This is a genomic window from Terrimonas sp. (assembly GCF_003075435.1).
Classification (GTDB): Bacteria; Bacteroidota; Bacteroidia; order Chitinophagales; family Chitinophagaceae; genus Agriterribacter.
Genome location: NZ_QCZJ01000025.1, coordinates 1 through 18,140, shown reverse-complemented (window position 1 = coordinate 18,140; position 18,140 = coordinate 1). Strand labels below are relative to the sequence as shown.

Below are 18,140 nucleotides of genomic sequence, written 5' to 3'. Positions count from 1 at the left end.
ACATTAGTTTTCTGTATGATCATGGCGAAACATAGTAGCGTAGTTATCTGCAATAGTTGTGCTGTATGCATCAAACATAACTGCAGCATGCTCCTTTATACTAATGTGTGATTTATTATCAAAAAGTTTGGCAATATCAACCATCAAATGAATATTGGTTTCCTTAGCCTGGTGTACTTTCGGAGTACCGCCCGGCTCTAAATTGAGCGTAACGGTTTTTATATTATTGATGGTAGAAGAAGAGTATCCGCCAAAACCACCTATATGATACATAAACATATTCCCGTCTGCGGTTGATGCAGTTGAAGTGCCTTCAATTTTAAAGAAAATATAGCCGCTGTTCCAGCCCCAATACATGCCGTTAGCAGTACCTGCCGGGTCAAGCGCCCCTGTTCTTTCACTTACATCTTTGGTATTGCGCAGGCTATCTATACCCACCATAAACGTAAGGGTTTTATATTCTCCTTCCGGAACTTCTATGGAAGCATGATCCGCATCTTCATTACCTTCTTCAATTAAAAAGTAACTGTCATTCTGCGGAACAGTATACGTTGTGCCGTCAGCTTTTCCTAATGAAATATTACTGATAAAGTATTTAAGTGTTGTGATCTTGTAGGTTTCACCGCTGGAATTGGTATACGATCCTGTGTTTAACGCGAGATTTTCACCACCTACTATATTGTCAAATTCTATGGAAAGCTCTCCCTTATTATTACTGTTATATTCGTTGGTATTGTCTTTTTTGCAGGAAGAAAAAATCAGCAACGAGATTATCGCTGTATATAAAATATGTTTCATGGAATGTTTTGTTATGAATGTTTGATAAAAGCATTAGCCTGTATGCAGGCACACTAATACATGCACCAGCATATCAATAAACTTATCAAGCTAAAATGATGATATTTATGCTTTCGCATCCGGCGGATGGAAAAGAATGCGGGAGAATTTTATAGTTTTTCCTTCAGCGTAAACAGGGAATCGTATTTTACCTGCATCTCCGCAAAGCGTAAATAATGTAGCGAAAAAAGATTTTGATGAGAGCGGAATTTCATTCTTATGCTCCAGCTTTCTTTCAGGATTCTGCTGTTCTTTCTTTTCTTCTTTTTTCAACTTCTGCATCAATTGGCATTTACCGTTACAATGCATTTGCGGAACATATTTATTCTCGCAATTTTTAGCATAGTTACCGGTATTGGCATAATAATCAACCACAATAATAGCGCTGCTGAAAGTTTGCAGCATCATACAGGCTAATAAAATTACAGTTATAAAATATTTTACCATTACAGAAATAAGAATGTGCAAATGTATATACTAAACTGCAGATAAAATGTGACCAGAGTCATAATAATATTTAAGTGTTATCAGTTGCGTTTTTCGTGAGAAGGTGGATGATCAACGTGCGATATTTACATTTTCCTGCGGCCTTTCGTTTTCCGGTTAAGATACTCAGCTATCTCTGCAATATGATCAGTGTTTATATAATCAACACCTGCATTCATAAAAAAGTTCCAGGCTTCGGGTGTATCAGGTGCATTCCAGAAACGAACTGTTTTATGAAAAGCATGTGCTTTGGCAATAGCGGCAGCAATAGCTGTACTATCTTTCTCCGGTATATTTCCCTGCCCGTTCCATGCAGAATAATTTTTAAAATTATCACTGTACATTTCTACTTTTTTTAAAGCAGCTTCAGGGTAATCAACAGTAAACTGCGCGTCAAAATGAATAAAGTCCGGTAAATCGGCAAAAGCAAAAGGCGCCGGCCGGTTACCGGAAATAACAATTTTTAAAGTAGGGCAGGTAATAAGCGAAGGATATTTTTTGATTTGTTCTATCAGTTTGTTCAACGTGCTTACCGCTTCTGTTTTAATATCTATCATTAGCTGTAACTGCCTTTTTTTATCAGCGTAAGCAAGTCCTTTATTTTCTTTTATAAGCGCGGCTAATGGTTTCAGGTAAAAAGCCTCCAGCGTTCGTTTCTGCGCCAGCTGGTCATCAGTGTGAGCAACATACAGCTCATCATCTTTCAAAAAAATATCCGCCTCTATTGAGCCAAATTGCTGATTGTATGCGGCAGTAAAAGGTTGCGGCTTTTCATAATCATTATGCGAATGTGCATTGGCAGTAGTATATACCGTAGGTTGTGAAAAAGCAATGCTCTGAAAAAATATTAACAGGCAAACAATACTTAATTTGTACATAGTGATGAATTGATACGATAAAGCTAAGGGATAGGAAGTATAAGGACAAAAACTTTGGAACCCGCCGCCGATAAAAATGATACACTAGGAAAAAACTTATGCTGAAGGGTAAAGGCAAATTATGATAACAATTACCCGCAGCACGCACCGATCAGCGCGGCTTTTTCGCCCAGCATAGCTTTTGTAAGCCTGATGGTACTATCCCGCTCTTCCAGGTATCTGATCGCCGAAGGAATAAAACAATCCCAGGCATGTGCGATATTGCCGCCGATAAAAATGATCTCCGGATTTTGATCCTTATAGCGAAGGAGCAATACTTCCGCCAGCGTGGCGCCAAAGGTTTCGAATAAACGGGCGGCATGCGGGTCGGTATGCATCCTGTCTGCAAGTTCTTTTACACCTTTTACTGTATTGCCTGTGAGCTTTTCATATTCAAAAACAAACCAGCGTGAGGAGATATAATCTTCCGCCATACCTTCCCTGAAGGGCATACAATACAGGTCGCCTTCCCGTTGTTCATTATTATAATAAACGGCAGAACCAAGACCTGTGCCCAGCGTAATGCCGACTACATTACTATATCCTGCCGCACAGCCGCAGAATAATTCTCCCGCCATAAAAGCCTGCGCGTCATTCTTAAAACTGATCTGCGCCGGTTCAACCTGCAACTGTTTTGCCATCATGCTTTTTACATTCAATCCATACAGGTTTTCATATTTGTGCAGCCCTTTAATATAACTGATGCCGTTTACATAATCAAAAGGCCCGGGCATGGCAATACCTGTTTGCTGAATAGTAATGCCGACAGTTTTATGGCAATCAAGTATGGCATCACACCATTGCCCGATAATAATATCACTATCCGCTGCCGGGTCAATATGTTTTCTTACCACAGACGAATCAATCAGTTTCCTGTTGTCTATATCAACCAGTCCTGCGGTAATATGTGATCCTCCGATATCTGCTCCGGCAACTAAATTCATAACTGGATTATTTTGCATTAGGTTGCAGCGAAGGTAATTGGTTTACGCCCCATTTTTCATTGGGCTTGTCTCCCAGCCAAAGCTCCAGCCTGCCGCCTTTTGAAAAGAGATCATGGGAAAACCAGAAATTATCATAGCGTTGCCCGTTCAGGCTTGCCTTTTGTATATAATCATTGCTGCTGCTGTTGTTGTAAGTGGTGATGGTAAATGTATCCCCGCTGTAGTAGCGCCTGTTTAACCGGATGACTACTTCATCAAATACAGGAGAGGTAATTTCATATACAGGGTTAACAGACTCATTGCCGGTGATACTGAAAAGCCCGATAGACATCAGGGCGCTCACTGCTCCCATTTGCCCCTGGTCTTCATCATGCCCTCCATATCCCATATCGGGCGTGGTATCGCCATAAGCCTGTTCTCTTACCCTGCGTACCCAGTATTGTGTGAGCCAGGGTTTGCCGGCATAGCTGAACACATGCGCATTGGAGCAGCCCGGCTGGTTGGCATAGCTGACATATCCTTCGGTATAGCCGAATACAAAATTGCTGGCTCTTGATTGCTCAAATGCGTAATTGAGCCGTTGGCAAAAAGTATCCGCCCCGCCCATTTTAGTGATAAGCTCCGGTAATGCGTGCGATAAGCCCCAGGTAGCCTGCCATGCATTGGCTTCAATCCAGCCATTGCCGCTCAACGGGTCTTTATGCATAAACTCACCCTTTTTATTCTTCGGAAGCAACCACTTTGTCTGATCGTCAAAACAATTTGTCCATCCTTTGGAGCGGTTATTGAAAAAGCTATAGTCTTTTTTCTTTCCTAATGTATATGCCATCTGTGCGATGCCCCAATCCTGGAAGGCAGCTTCTATGGTAATGCCCGCGTTATCCGGCCACCATCCTTTTTGGGTATAAAAACTGATGTCTTCTTTTGAGCCAAGCATACCGCCCGGTAAATGATTCCGCTTCACCACGTCATAGGCATGACGGGAATCCACTTTCGTCAACAGGCCTTTCATATAAGTGCTGACAATAAGATTGGATGCAGGGCAACTCGTCATAATATAAGAATAGCCGCCGCCGCAGGGGCCCCGCGGCAATAAATAACCGTTATTGGCATACTCGATCATGGATGCGGAAAATTCGTCCATCATTTCCGGCCAGGCCAATCCCCAGAGAATATTCAGGTTCCATTGTGTGAGCCACCATGCATCGGAATTATACATCTGGAATACAGGTTTGCCTTCCGCATCTTTGGGAACTGTTTTGATCCTGAAAACAGCATCAGTGAAATTGCCTTCTCTTTTGCCGGTGGTCCTGTCAGGATAGTCACCGGAAACATCCGTGATCTTTTGCCTGCCCAGCAGCACATGCCAGAGATCGGTATAGAACTTTATTTTATTTTTTTCAGATCCTCCTTTTACCGCGATCTTTCCTAACCACTCATTCCATACCTGCTGTGTATTATTTTTCACCGCTTCAAAATCCCAGGTAGTGCATTCTGTGTTGAGGTTATTCCTTGCATTGGCAACGGTGGTATAAGAAAGCCCTATTTTCATTTGCAGCATATCTCCTTTTTTAAGCGTATAGGCGGCGCCCAGCGCAAGGCTGTCGCCTGAAGCAGTGGCTATGTTTTGTTGCCGGTTCGTTCCCTGCCAGGCATCTAAGTGATCAAAGGATTTATCAAACTGAATGACGAAAAATATCTTCACCTCTTTGGGACCGCCCCAATATCTTTTCACCGAGCTGAACCAGCCTTCTATTTCGGTATTGCTTACTTTGGTGATATGCGCATTCTCCATTGTGCTGTTAGCCACATAGCCGCCCAGGTTAATGATGATACGGGCATCTGTATCTTTTGTATAAGTGAACCTGTAAAAATTTACACGCTCCGTTGCGGTTTGCTCCACCCATATTTTATTATCCTGCAGCATCACACGGTGATAGCCCGGCTGTACAATTTCATCATCATGATTAAAAGCGGATTTCCATCCCTGCTGACCGGCAGCAGGATTTTCTTTTACGGTCGCCGGCATTATTTCAATGCCCGATATCATCCAGGTATGAATCTGTTCAAACCCCAGTATTTCCGTTTCATTATAGTTGTATCCTCCGCCGTTCTGATTTTTATTCCTGGTAAGCGGGGCGCTGGTAGCCATACCAAACGGAACACCCCCGGTTATAAAGAAAAAATATCTTCCTCTATTGGTCTCTATATACGGATCTACCCACGATACATAATCATTCATTTGCACGGGAGAAGGAAATACTTCTATTTCAGAAAAACCGAGATCAGCGCCGCTGCCATCGGTGACCACAAATTTTACCCAGTCAACTTTCTTCGCCGGAAATTGTATTGCCTTACCTGTTCCGTCTGCGGGGATCTGGTTGACCCATAATTCAGAGCCATCGCTGAAAATAAGCTTTCCGCCGGCAATATTATCCACAGGAGAAGGGCGATCGTACAGCACGATTTTGTTGATCAGTTGAGGCTCATTCCAGGTAAGCTGTATCCAGGGAAAACGGATATAGCCCCAATCAGTGGTTTTGCCTTCACAGGCCCATTCTCCTTTACCGTCAATCCCGATTATCCCGTCAACAGCATTGTTGCCGGAATAAGCATCACTTAATTGGGTAGATACGGTTATGGTTGCTTTACCTGCAATATTCCGTGTTCCGGCCTGCATGGTATGGCAGCCGGCCAGCAGTATAATAACAAAGAAAGAAGAACGTATTTTCATGCATGAACTTTGAAGGATGAGGGAAGTTACAGGTTGCAGGTTACAGGTTGTTAGCCGCAGGCTTACTATTTAGCTACAGGTTTTTAGTTTGAGTACCTGTAACCTGCAACCTGCAACCAGGCTTACTCTTTACCCAACCGGTACTTCAGGCGTATAAACCTCGGCCGGTAGAGATTGGGAAATAATTTTATGTCTTTGTCAAAATCGAATGAATTGATATTATAGCTGATTAATAACTCACCCGGCGCAGAGATTACCGGATGGGCCTTGGCGTTATAGGGAAAAAGATTTTTACTCTCTTTCAGGTCTTCACTTACATCATATACATCTATTATAGGCCCGAACGGGCCTGCGGGCGAAGCGCCCAACCGCATACCTACAAATTTTCCCAACCCGTCTTTTTGAAAAACCATCAGGTACCTGCCATCAGCCAGTGGTGTAACACTCAGCTCGTTGGATGCCCTGTCGGCTATGGGTTTAATGTCGTTCACATCAGCGGCCCAGTCTGTACCATTCCAGAATCTCCATTCGCTGAAGGTTTCAATACCGGCAGGCTTCACACGTGCCACCATCACTTCTTTTGCTTTACCTCTCACGCCATAGATATATACATAACCATCTGGCTTTGCCGCTCCGGCTTTGGCAGTATTTACGAGTATACCTGCTCCAAACGATCCTACAGCATCCACCGGCTGGTTCTGAAAGAAAGGAATATCCAACTGGCGCATGTTTTTGTATGGCGGCTTTTCGTTGGCCGGGATAGTGATGAGTGTATTACCCTCTTCTTTGAATCCGAAAACAGCTACCCCCGGAATATTGCTGATACGGTACCCGAAAATATAGATATCATTATTTTTTTCCTGGTTGGTAAAGCCATCTCCCAGCCAGTAATACTCTTTTTCTTTAGCAGCAGGTGTTTGAGGAATAAAAACAGATGTAGGCTTTCCTTCCGGAGTTTGATCCCAGTAAAAACGGATAGAAGCCGTATCAGGCTTTCCTCCCTGCAGACAGGCAACGGAATTGTTGATCATTCCATAGCCGGTCTGCAAAGAATCATTGATGATATCGCCAAACATGGTATCGCTGAACCAGATCATTGTTTCGCTTTCTTTTGCCGACCCTTCTTTTTCAACGCCGTTTGCCGTTGTTGCAAATATACCGTCTCCTCCAAACCATCCGTGCTTGCGCAGGAACATGCCCGACCAGTCTTCTGCCCGTTCCACGCTGAACTGCAGGTGTGTTAAGGACAGGCTGTCTTCTTCAGCTTTATTGTTTATATCATTATTGTTGCAGGACATGATGGCAAATGCCGCCGCGATAAATGCTGTCTTCTTAAAATCTTTCATGCTTGTTTATTTTATGGCGCCGGTTCAAAAGTGGATTCAAATTCTTCATGATCTGTTAAACCGAATACTGTGAGGTCAATCAACTGCGACATGACGATCTTTGTGCTTGTCAACGTTTTGACAGTATAGGTTTCGGTAGTGATGGCAGCAGGATCAAACAGGGAATGATATACCTGTGTCAGTGTTTTTTCATCTTCGCTCAGCTCCCAGCGGTCAAACACATTAAAACCGTCGAAGGTACAGGCATTGCTTCCGAAATTAATGTTATAGGTGCTGTCTTCGTTCCAGGAATAAACATCATCTTTCTCACATTCTTTCATATCCTCCGCAGGAGGAGTTACAGAGATCCACATTCTTGAGATCAGCTTCCATTTCCGGCTGTACATGATCTGCTGCCCGGAAGTGGTGGTATTGACAGTGAGGTCTTTTTCTGCCGCCGAACCATTATTATTTTCTACGTGAAAGTTAAATCCAACCAGCTTGTCTACTTCCTCTCCCAGGAGCTGGTAAGTGAATTTATATTCATAGGTGTCGGTTCCTGTGCTTACCGGGCTGACTGTTTCAGTACCACTGCCGCCGAAGGTATTATCGCGTTTAAGATTGATGGTTTTATAGATCACAATGCTTTTAACAGGCGTTGCGGATGTAATGGATAAAGTAGCTTCAACAATACGGCCCGATTTACCAGTTACGTTATCAGGCGTAAGCTTTAACAAAAGACCATTTTCATTGTTGGAATCCTTTTTACAACCGGCTGCAGTCAGCAGCAGCAAAAGGGTTATACATGCAAAAGGCTTACAGCGTAGCATAATCGTTATAGTTTAAATTTTTAAAATCATTTTAATGCAGACCACATTTGTTCAATTTCTTCAAGCGTCTTTTCCCTGGTTTCAGGCACCTGCTTCCACACAAACAGGAAAGCAAGCACCGACATGATCATATATATCCAGAATGTATAAGCGCTTCCGATAGCGTTCAGCAGCATGGGAAAAGTTTGCGAAACAATATATACTGATAACCAAAGAAAAAATATAGCGACAGACATTGCCCTTCCCCGCACATGGGTAGGAAATATCTCTGATACCACCACAAACGTGAGCGGCCCGAGCGACATGGCAAAGAAGCAGATATACAGGAGTATACCTGCAAGCACCCAGTAGCCGGTGGTCATCTGGTTGTAAAACGCCCAGCCTATTACGGCAAGACATACTGCCATTCCTGCCGCACCTGTTAACAGCAGTTTTTTACGCCCGAGCCTGTCTACATATTTTATAGCAACGAGCGTCATCACAGCATTAATGCCACCTACCAGCACTGTTTGTACCAGGGCGGATGAAGTGCCCTCACCGGTAGCTTTGAATATCTCCGGCGCATAATACATGATCACATTAATACCAGTGACCTGCGAAAAAACAGAAAGGATAATACCTATTGCCAAAGCCTTGCGCAGGCCGGGCTTAAACAATTCTTTAAAACCGCCTTCTCTTGTATGCAATGCAATGCGGATATTATTTAATTCCTCCGCTACATTTGCTTCACTCACTTTGTTCAGTACAGCTTCTGCTTTCTGCCACAGGTTTTGCCGGGCCAGCCAGCGCGGGCTTTCCGGCACCGTAAATAACAATAACACAAAAGCCAGGGAGGGAATAAGCCCTGACCCAAACATATACCGCCACCCCGTTGTGATATTCCAGCTTTCATCATACATTCCGGCAATAACGGCGTTGACAAAATAAATGAGGAGAATACCCAGCACAATGCCAAGCTGGTAAATGGAAATAAGCCGGCCACGTATATGCGCAGGCGCTATTTCCGAAATATACATGGGAGAAACAATGGAGGCGATGCCAATGCCGATACCACCGATCATCCTGAAAAAAACAAACCAGGAAAGGCCTGATGCCGGCAGGATGCCCAGGGAAGAAACCGCAAATGCCAGTGCCGACAGGAGCAATACTTTTTTCCTGCCGAAGCTGTCGCTCAGCCATCCTGCCATCATAGCACCCAGCATACAGCCTATAAGCGCGCAGGAAGCAGCCCAGCCGGTCATGGCAGCGGAGAGCCCGTATTGCTTTTGTATAAAACCAATAGCGCCTGAGATCACGGCAGTGTCATACCCGAATAATAAACCTCCCACTGCGGCAACAACGGTATATTGATAAACGTATTTTAAGTTGTTTCGCATCAGCGTTCATTAATTTTATAATCAATCAGGTTTTCCTTTCTTACATAAGCCTTTAGTGTAACACAAGGTTTTCCTTCGCTCTCTCCGTAAGGGCGAATGGTATATGCTCCCACGCCGGCGGGAACAATGAATGTTTCAACATAATGAATTACCATCGGGGCAAAAGCGCCGGCAGGGCTTTCAATGATAACTTCGCGTCCCTCTACCAGGTTGATAACATTTACAACGCCGCCGGTATGATGGGCTACTTTTTTAGTAAACCGGTGACGCCTTGTTTCGATAAATGAATCGGGGTGCAGTCCGGTAGATTCTTCTGTCCATCCGTCTCCTTCGGCAACTTTTTGTATATGATTAATGATATTATCTTTTACCCAGGAGGCAGTCCTGTTCCACTGGATAGCATTTTTTCCATGTTCCAGGGAAATAGGGCGTGGCTTGCCATCCAGGCCGGGCCTGTCCCAGTCCCATAGCTTAAAGGTGAAGATATACGGCGTAGCGCTGATCTCCAGTACCACACTGTTAGCGCCGGAACAATGCACGGTGCCGGCAGGTATCAGGAGGTGATCGTGTTTTTTAATGGGCCATTTCTGCACATATGCTTCCGCTGGAAAGCTTACGCCATTTTGCTGCGCCTCTTCCAAAGCTGCCAGCATTTTTGCAGGTTCAATATTTTCGTTCAGCCCTAAAAAGGCGATCGCATCATCCGCTGCTTCCAGCATATAGTAGCTCTCATCCTGAGTATATGCCATTCCGAATTTTTCCCTGATATAGGATTTTAAGGGATGTACCTGCAGGCTGAGATTGCCACCCTGCATAGTATCCAGGAAATCGAATCGTATGGGAAATTCCGCTCCGAAAGCTTCATATACTTTTTCGCCAAGCAGTTGCTTTGGCTGACAGAACACCAGGTTGATGGCAGGCGTTTCAAAAACCACGCCTTCAAAATTCAGCAGCAGGCTGTTTTCTTCAGGCACACAATCAAAGCCCCATGCATAATTGGTTGCCGAACGATCCAGGTCACATACTTCTTTCAGCCATTGCCCTCCCCAGGGGCCGGGATCAAAAAACGGCACTACCCTGAAAGGCTGACCGGCTGTTAATTCGAGGGCCTTAAAATAAGCTTCGCCGCTTACCATCTTCGGTTGTGCGGCACCGGTAGTATCCAGCACATAGTCCCATTTGCCGAACAGTTCTTGTTTAAAACGATCCAGTACACGCCAGTCTACAAAGAAGGCGCGCCTGTACTGGTAAGAAAATTCCGCTTTCTTGTTATCCGCGCCCAGGTTGGAAACTTCATTTCTGCGAAAGCGCAACTGTATTTCCCAGCGGGGCATATCGGCATAAATGAAAATATCCGGATCAGGTGCGATCAGGGAAGCTCCTGTGCCATATATACACCGTATTCCCGGAGTATCTGAGAGCTCCCGTTGCAGGTGCTGTATTTTCCCAGGATCAAAAAAATGCTGTATAGTAAGAGAAGTGATATAACCGAATACCGGGTCGTCGGTAACAAAGGGGTAGACCATCTCTGCTATTTCTTCACTGCTGCGCAATGCTGTTTCCGCGTTAATACATTTTAAACCGGGTATACTTTCTTCCAGTTGCGTTATAAGAGGTTGTATGACCACTCCCTGGTAACATTCAATTACAATTGTTTTATGCCGGGAAGAGCCGGCTTCACTAAGTTTAGTATTAATCGCATCCAGGATATCTGCCCAACCTTCAATAGCTGTAAGCCCGTTGACGGCTACAGAGGGAAATTTGTTAAAGTTCGATTTCTTCAATGCCAATGTTTTAAATGTTGTTATACTTTATGTCAATTATATTATGTTATTGCTCATCGTGAGAAGTGAAATGAGAAAAGTGAAATTATGCCGTCTCACATTTATCATCTCACATTTCACATCTCGCTTCCCACGTCTGCCATCTCTCAATACCCGGTATTTTGTTCCAGGGAATTGTTCAGGTCTATTTCTCTCTGCGGGATAGGGAACAGGTAATTTTTAGTTTGTGGTGTAACGCCGGGTTTGGCCAAAGGCACTTTCTCTGTCAGCGTATTGGTACGGGCAAGATCAAACCACCTTTGTCCTTCTGCCACAAACTCAAGCAGCCGTTCCTTAATGATGGCGTCGCGCACCTGGTCTTTACTCAACCCTGAATAATCCGGCACCGTTGGCAGATAGTTCGTACCATTAAACCGCGCTCTCTTTCTTATTTTATTAATATACTCTTCAGCTACAACTGTTTGCCCCAATTCGTTACTGGCTTCTGCATACATGAGCAATACATCCGCATAGCGCAATACAGGAAAATCATTTGAAGATTCATTGCCGGTAGGCTCTGCAGCACGATCCCAGTATTTTTGTATATAGGGCCTGATCGTTTTTGGGCCTGTGGCCGGATCATTGATCTCAGTAATAAAAGTTACGGCTCTTCTCCTGTCGTCTGCATCGTACCGGTTATATAAGTACTCTGTAGGGATCTGCCAGCCCTGCGCATTTTTTACGCCTTCCACACTTAAGTCGGGAGGCAAAAGCCTTACCTGGAACTGGCCTGCTTCCCAGAATATGATGGCGCCACCTGCATCCCCGAACCCTACGGAAAATATCGCTTCTTTCCCATTGCGGCTGGAGAGCTTAAATACATCTGCAAAATCTTCCCACAGTGCATACCGGTTGGAATCAATCACTTTTTTTGCAGTAGTGGCAGCTTTGTCCCATTGCTTTTGTGTAAGGTAAACTTTTGCCAGCAGTGCATTGGCAGCACCATTCGTGGCGCGCCCCCTGCCGTTACCCGGATCATAGCTGTCGGGAAGATTATCCGCAGCAAAATCAAGATCACTGGTGATCTGTGCATATATGGTTTCAGCCGAAGCAGGAGGAGGCGTCAGCGGATTATTTTCTTCTACCAGCAGGGGAATGCTGCCAAACATGCGCACCATATTAAAATACATCAGCGCTCTTAAAAATTTCGCTTCTCCCACCAGCCTGTTTTTCAGCGATTCATTCATGGCTATGCCCGGTATGCGTGCTATGGCTATATTGGCAATGGTAATGGTTTTATAATGCATTGCCCATATTTCTTCAAGCGCGCTATTTTGCGAAGTATAGGTAAAGGTTGCCAGTTGATCGAATTGCGGAGCGGCTACCTGGTTATTCAGCAGTTCATCGGAGGCTAATCCCATCGTTACCCAGAATGTGCTGTGGTATACGCCTGCCGTAGTACCGGTGCTGATGGAGTTGAGATATGCATAAATGGAGTTGACGGCAGATATGGCATCCGCTTCTGTTTTATAGTAGTTGGTGATCGTTACCTGGCTTTTGGGATCTTCTTCCAGGAATTTTTTGCAGGAAGAAAATATAACGGTGCCAAGCGTTGCGGCTATGATCAGGTATATGTTATTGTATTTCATAATTAAAAGCTTGGAGTGTTTAGAAAGATGCGCTTAATCCCAGTTGAAGAATACGTGTTTGCGGGTATCCTCCCAGGTCTATGCCTACCAGTGTGGTGCTTTGCCCGTAGGTATTGGCTTCAGGATCATAGCCGGAATATTTGGTAAATGTCCAAAGGTTACTACCGCTTACGTATATCCGAAGATTTGACATTCCCAGCCTTGATGCTGCTGACGATGAAAGCCGGTAGCTGAGCGTAATATTTTTAATACGCAGGTAGGATGCATCTTCCAGTATAGCTGTTGAAAAGATTCCCTGGTCGAGGCTGCCTGCTGCCAGAGCGCGGGGATATTTGTTGCCGGGATTTTCGGGCGTCCACCTGTTTACGCCCGCTTCAGCCAATACATTATTCTGACCTGTGAAATTCAGCAGGTCATAGCTATTGAAGTTGGCCATCTTATTGCCGTAAGATCCCTGCAGGAATACAGACAGGTCAATATTCCTGAATGAAAAAGTATTGGTGAACCCGTAAGTGAATTTGGGCATGGCGCTGCCGAGTATGGTGCGGTCATTAACATCAATCTTTCCATCCTTGCTCACATCCCTGTACTTTCTGTCTCCTGCCTTCGCAACAGAGGCGGGGTTAGAGCTGGAAGCCTCCTGCCCGACGAGCACAGGACTGCCGGCAGCTTCAGCGTCTGTCTGAAAAATACCATCAAAAATATAACCGTAGAACGTGCCGATGGATACGCCGTTGCGCAGCAGCAGCGCATTCTCAAGAATGATATCTGTTTCGCTGTTGATCTGTGTGATCTTATTCCTGTTCAGTGAAAAGTTTAAAGCGGATGTCCATTCAAATTTGCCTACGGTATTTAAAGTGCGCAGATCCAGGTCAACACCATGGTTTTCTATATTCCCGATGTTTAAAAGGGTGGTATAAAAACCTGTAGTTAACGGAATAGGGCTTGATAATAACAGATCGAATGTTTTCTTTTGATAATAATCTCCCGTAAAGCTGACCCGGTTATTAAATAAAGAAAGATCAATACCCAGATCAAGCTGGCGGGTGGTTTCCCATTTCAGTTTTGTATTCACATACGACAACGGTTCCTGTCCGGTATATACTTCTGTTTGCGATCCTGCATGAAAAGTACCTTCGCCATACGGCCCTACCAGCGCCAGGGACTGGTAAGGAGGTATTGCCTGGTTGCCTAATACGCCGTAGCTGGCTCTCAATTTCAGATCAGAAACGGCATGCACCTGCTGCATGAAATTTTCTTTAGATACCCGCCACGCAAAAGCTCCCGAAGGAAAGAAGCCGTATTTATTGCCTTCCGCAAATTTTGAAGAGCCGTCCACACGGCCTGTGAGCGTGAGCAGGTATTTATCGTTTAGGGTATAATTCACCCTTGCCAGGTAAGATACCATGCTCCATGCAGATTCCGAATTGGAAGGTTTTTGCGGTTTCAGCGCAGCGCCGATGTTATGGTATCCCGTCCGGTTATCCGGGAAATCAAATGCATATACAAAGAGCTTGTCGTTAGCAAACTGCTGAAGGGTATATCCCGCAACAGCATCAATAGTATGTCTTGTATTAAAAGTGTTGTTGTAAGCGAGCGTATTTTCATTCAGCCAGGTGTAGCCGGTTGTTTTGCCTATGGATGCTTCCCCAAGACTTGCCTGTGTGCGCTTTAAGAAATTGGGACCGAAGCTTCCCTCTTCATTCGTAAATGCGTCTAATCCAAAGCTTGTTTTAAAGCTAAGCCGGGGAGTAAAATTGTATCTTAAAAACACATTGCCCAATATCCGCGACAATATGGTAGTAGAAGTATATTCCTTTGCTTCGGCTATAGGGTTGCCCAGCACTTTTCCCCTGTCATTCTCAAAAGTGTATCCCCCGTCTGCTGTGGAATCATATACCGGCAGTACGGGATTGAACAGCAAGGCTGATGTTACCACTCCCGGCACTATTTGCCCGGCATTGGTCAATACGCCTGTACTATTGATCCTCGAATAAGCCACTGTGGCGCCTGCGGTCAGGTTATCAAATACCTTTCTTTCAAGATTGGTACGGAAAGCATATCTTTTAAAATCAGAATTAAGTATGATCCCTTTTTGATCGAAATAAGAGCCGGAGATAGCATATTTCGTTTTATCGTCGCCGCCGGAAAAAGACAACTGGTAATTGGCCATAGGCGCTTTTCTGAACAGCTCCCCCTGCCAGTCTGTGCCTTTACCGAGGTTAGGAGGATTTACATAGATGGGCGTTTGATTCGCATTCAGCTTAGCGTCATTCACCAGGTCGGCAAATTCGGCGGCATTCATCAGTTGCAGCTTGTTGGCTACCGACTGCACCCCATAATAGGTCTCGAAAGAAAGGGTGCCTTTCCCGGATCTTCCTTTTTTAGTGGTGATCAACACTACACCATTAGCGCCGCGGCTGCCATAGATCGCCGTAGCGGAAGCATCTTTTAATATTTCAACAGATTCTATATCGCCGGGATTAATGGAAGATAAAGGGCTGAGCCGCGGACCGCGGGTGCCGCCGGCGCTCAGGTCTCCGCCATCGCTGCTCACCAGCATACCATCAATTACATACAGCGGTTCATTGCCGGCATTGATAGAGCTGGTGCCACGTATACGTATAGACGTTTCCGCGCCGGGCTTGCCGGAGTTTTGGGTAACCTGCACGCCGGCAGCTCTTCCCTGAAGCGCCTGGTCGAGCGAAGTGACAGGTACTGCTTTCAGCTCATCAGCTTTTACAGATGCAACCGAGCCTGTAAGATCACTTTTCCTGGCGGTGCCGTATCCGATCACTACAACGGTTGACAGCTCCGCAGGATTTTCAGTGAGGCGGATATCAAATACGCTTACTCTGTTGTCAGTAATTTCCCGTGTAACATATCCCGAGTAGGAGATGACCAGTACATATTTACCACCGGGCACTGTAAGGGAAAAAGATCCATCCTGTGCGGCTTTGGTGATGACGGAGGCATTGCCTTTTACAGCAATGCTGGCTCCGGGCAAAGGTTCGCCGGAGATGGAAGTAACAACGCCGCTGATGGTTTTTGTATTATGCTGAGCAGATAGCCCATTGCAAAAGAGCAGGCAGAAAAAGGCTGATAATAATGCGGCAGGCATTTTGATCGTTGCAGGCTTCATCGTTAATATTTAAAATTATAAAATGGCAACAGCTCCTATTGTTGTGTCAAACGTGAAATGTGAGGCGTGAAACATGCTTTCACCTTTATCTTCTCACTTTTCACGATAACACACAGACAAAATTTGCTTGACTTAACACTACATAATATTACTATGTATGCATTATGTATAAATGTTCGTACATATTACTGAACAAAAATAATTTCCTCCTTTCCTATATCTAATGCCAGCCTGTTATGCTCTTTCTATATCTATGGTATAGGTAAACCTATCGGCACGGTAGTAGCCCAGGTTATATTCAAAAGGCCGGTCCCCCGGATCGCAAACCACTCTTTTCCTGAAAAGAATAGGATCTCCGGCTTTAACGTTCAGTACCTTGCTCAGTTGCGCGTCGGCAAGTATAGCGCTGATCCCTTCCTTTGAAACCGATGCCACAATATGATGATCCCTTTCAAGCGTTTCGTACAATGGTTTCGAAAAATCATCTTCCATGGATAAGCCGGTACGCGGATGAAAATAAGATACGAAATATACCACCGGTCCCGATTCCGGGCCCCGCAGCCTTTCCATTTTTAATATCTTTTCACCCTTGCTGATACCGAAGAGCTGCTGGATCTCCTTATCGGGCACTACCATATGCACTTTTATGCTATAATTTTTAAAAGGCAACCCTTTTTCATCCATTTCATGCGTAAAGCTGGTCCATTTGTTGAGCCGGGTGGAAATATTATTTTTGGCAACCCTTGTGCCCACGCCTTTTTTACGGATCAGCAGGCTTTCATAAACCAGCTTATTGGTTGCCTGCCTTACCGTGCTCCTCGAAACCCCCAGCCGCTTTGCCATATTTATTTCATTGGGCAACAGCTTTCCTCCATCCTTGTATTCCGGTTTTTCTATCAGCTTCCTCAACATATCCTCTACCTGCAGATGCAGCGGCACCGCGCTGCTGTGATCTATAATAAAATCGGTCATCGTATCTATTACTTTGTCTGTATGTTCGTACATACCAAATGTAAAACCTTTTTTATTACAAACAAATATTTCATGATATATTTTAAATTCTCGCTGATTAGATCAGAGATCACGAGATTGATTTATTGGCTGCATGACCTGCGCCGCTGCAGAAAGCACGTCACCCTGGTATCGAACTGCACGTTCCTTTCTATGTTAAGCGTCTTCGCTTGGCACTCCTATCTTATCGCCTCTATCAATTGTAAATAACTGCAGCTTTACATTCTATTATAAAACTTCAACAAAAAATCTTTCGCATTCAATACATCAATTTTAGCGAAATAGAAATCTCTTACATTTTCCGTTACAATGCAACTACAACCGGTATTCAATGCTGCAAAATATTGCAGCCCGTCTTCAAAATCTTTTACCTTTTTTTCAGTGGCAGCCTGCAATACTTCTGTTTTGCCACAATCAGCAATGATTAAATGTTCTGCCATCAAAGCGATGCGTTCTTTAGCAGATGATGTACCATGTTTTTTTTCTGCAAAATAAAAAGTGATTGCAAGGCTTACAGAGGTAGTAACAGGCTGATGTTTATTAGTGGTTATCCAGCTCAATACGCGGGATGCATAAGTATATAAGGGATACTCTTTATTTATAACAGCCACCAGGATATTAGCGTCAATAAATACTTTCACAACAAGGCTATTTACGGCTTTCGTAAAATTCTTTCTTTTTCTTTTTGGAAAGCGCTTTGGTTTTATATTCAGCCGGACCTTCAGCCACCATGCTTACCCAATCTTCTATGGGTATATGCTCGATGTTATTATGCTGGCCGGTGCTGATCACTTTTTGTAAAAGCAACTCAATAAGGCGGGATAAACTCAAACCCTGCGATTCGGCATATGCTTTTGCCTGCTTAATTACTTCGGCATTAAAGCTTAAAGTTACTTTGGCATCCATTGGTAGCATGTTTATACTACAAATGTAAAAAAGTTATACGTATAAATGAAATTTTCTTAGCTATCGGTTGTCAGGTATCAGCTATCAGGGGTTTATGTCTTGTCCTAGCATAAGTAGACAGATTTAAGAACAAAAAAATCTGTAATACCATGACAAGAGATGTCCAAACGGTGATCCGGTATAGTATTAGCTTTAAGCAAAAAGTAGTCAGAGAGTTAGA

General features: G+C 44.3%; 14 protein-coding genes. All 14 read right to left on the bottom strand.

Annotation, left to right across the window (positions count from 1 at the left end; translation table 11 throughout):
• Positions 1-3 precede the first annotated feature (3 nt).
• Complete coding sequence (locus tag DC498_RS20725; protein ID WP_116876080.1) at positions 4-798, bottom strand: MbnP family protein; 795 nt, start codon at positions 796-798, stop codon at positions 4-6.
• Between the two features lie 105 nt (positions 799-903).
• Positions 904-1,245 (bottom strand): hypothetical protein, encoded by a 342-nt coding sequence (locus DC498_RS20720; protein WP_133176924.1) that lies wholly within the window; start codon positions 1,243-1,245, stop codon positions 904-906.
• A gap of 164 nt (positions 1,246-1,409) precedes the next feature.
• Positions 1,410-2,201 carry a phosphatidylinositol-specific phospholipase C/glycerophosphodiester phosphodiesterase family protein gene (locus DC498_RS20715; protein WP_116876078.1) on the bottom strand — a complete coding sequence of 264 codons (792 nt, stop codon included), beginning with the start codon at positions 2,199-2,201 and terminating at the stop codon, positions 1,410-1,412.
• 131 nt (positions 2,202-2,332) lie between these two features.
• Entirely contained in the window at positions 2,333-3,184 is an 852-nt protein-coding gene (locus DC498_RS20710) for an ROK family protein (protein ID WP_165813916.1), read from the bottom strand.
• Between the two features lie 7 nt (positions 3,185-3,191).
• Positions 3,192-5,918 carry a GH92 family glycosyl hydrolase gene (locus tag DC498_RS20705; protein WP_116876076.1) on the bottom strand — a complete coding sequence of 909 codons (2,727 nt, stop codon included), beginning with the start codon at positions 5,916-5,918 and terminating at the stop codon, positions 3,192-3,194.
• Positions 5,919-6,040: 122 nt separating this feature from the next.
• A complete protein-coding gene (locus DC498_RS20700) occupies positions 6,041-7,264 on the bottom strand; it encodes a DUF4185 domain-containing protein (protein WP_116876075.1) in 1,224 nt (407 codons plus the stop codon).
• 11 nt (positions 7,265-7,275) lie between these two features.
• Positions 7,276-8,073 (bottom strand): hypothetical protein, encoded by a 798-nt coding sequence (locus DC498_RS20695; protein ID WP_116876074.1) that lies wholly within the window; start codon positions 8,071-8,073, stop codon positions 7,276-7,278.
• A gap of 26 nt (positions 8,074-8,099) precedes the next feature.
• Complete coding sequence (locus DC498_RS20690; RefSeq protein ID WP_116876073.1) at positions 8,100-9,449, bottom strand: sugar porter family MFS transporter; 1,350 nt, start codon at positions 9,447-9,449, stop codon at positions 8,100-8,102.
• On the bottom strand, positions 9,449-11,233 hold the full coding sequence (locus DC498_RS20685) for a class I mannose-6-phosphate isomerase (protein WP_116876128.1): 1,785 nt from the start codon (positions 11,231-11,233) through the stop codon (positions 9,449-9,451). The genes DC498_RS20690 and DC498_RS20685 overlap by 1 nt, the downstream gene beginning before the upstream one ends.
• 146 nt (positions 11,234-11,379) lie before the next feature.
• Positions 11,380-12,861 (bottom strand): RagB/SusD family nutrient uptake outer membrane protein, encoded by a 1,482-nt coding sequence (locus DC498_RS20680; RefSeq protein WP_116876072.1) that lies wholly within the window; start codon positions 12,859-12,861, stop codon positions 11,380-11,382.
• A gap of 19 nt (positions 12,862-12,880) precedes the next feature.
• On the bottom strand, positions 12,881-16,003 hold the full coding sequence (locus DC498_RS20675) for a SusC/RagA family TonB-linked outer membrane protein (protein ID WP_116876071.1): 3,123 nt from the start codon (positions 16,001-16,003) through the stop codon (positions 12,881-12,883).
• A gap of 234 nt (positions 16,004-16,237) precedes the next feature.
• Positions 16,238-17,008, bottom strand: a complete 771-nt coding sequence (locus DC498_RS20670) for a GntR family transcriptional regulator (protein WP_240628063.1) — start codon at positions 17,006-17,008, stop codon at positions 16,238-16,240.
• A 224-nt stretch (positions 17,009-17,232) separates the two neighbouring features.
• On the bottom strand, positions 17,233-17,655 hold the full coding sequence (locus DC498_RS20665) for a type II toxin-antitoxin system VapC family toxin (RefSeq protein ID WP_116876069.1): 423 nt from the start codon (positions 17,653-17,655) through the stop codon (positions 17,233-17,235).
• A gap of 7 nt (positions 17,656-17,662) precedes the next feature.
• On the bottom strand, positions 17,663-17,920 hold the full coding sequence (locus tag DC498_RS20660; protein WP_116876068.1) for a DUF6364 family protein: 258 nt from the start codon (positions 17,918-17,920) through the stop codon (positions 17,663-17,665).
• Positions 17,921-18,140: the final 220 nt, after the last annotated feature.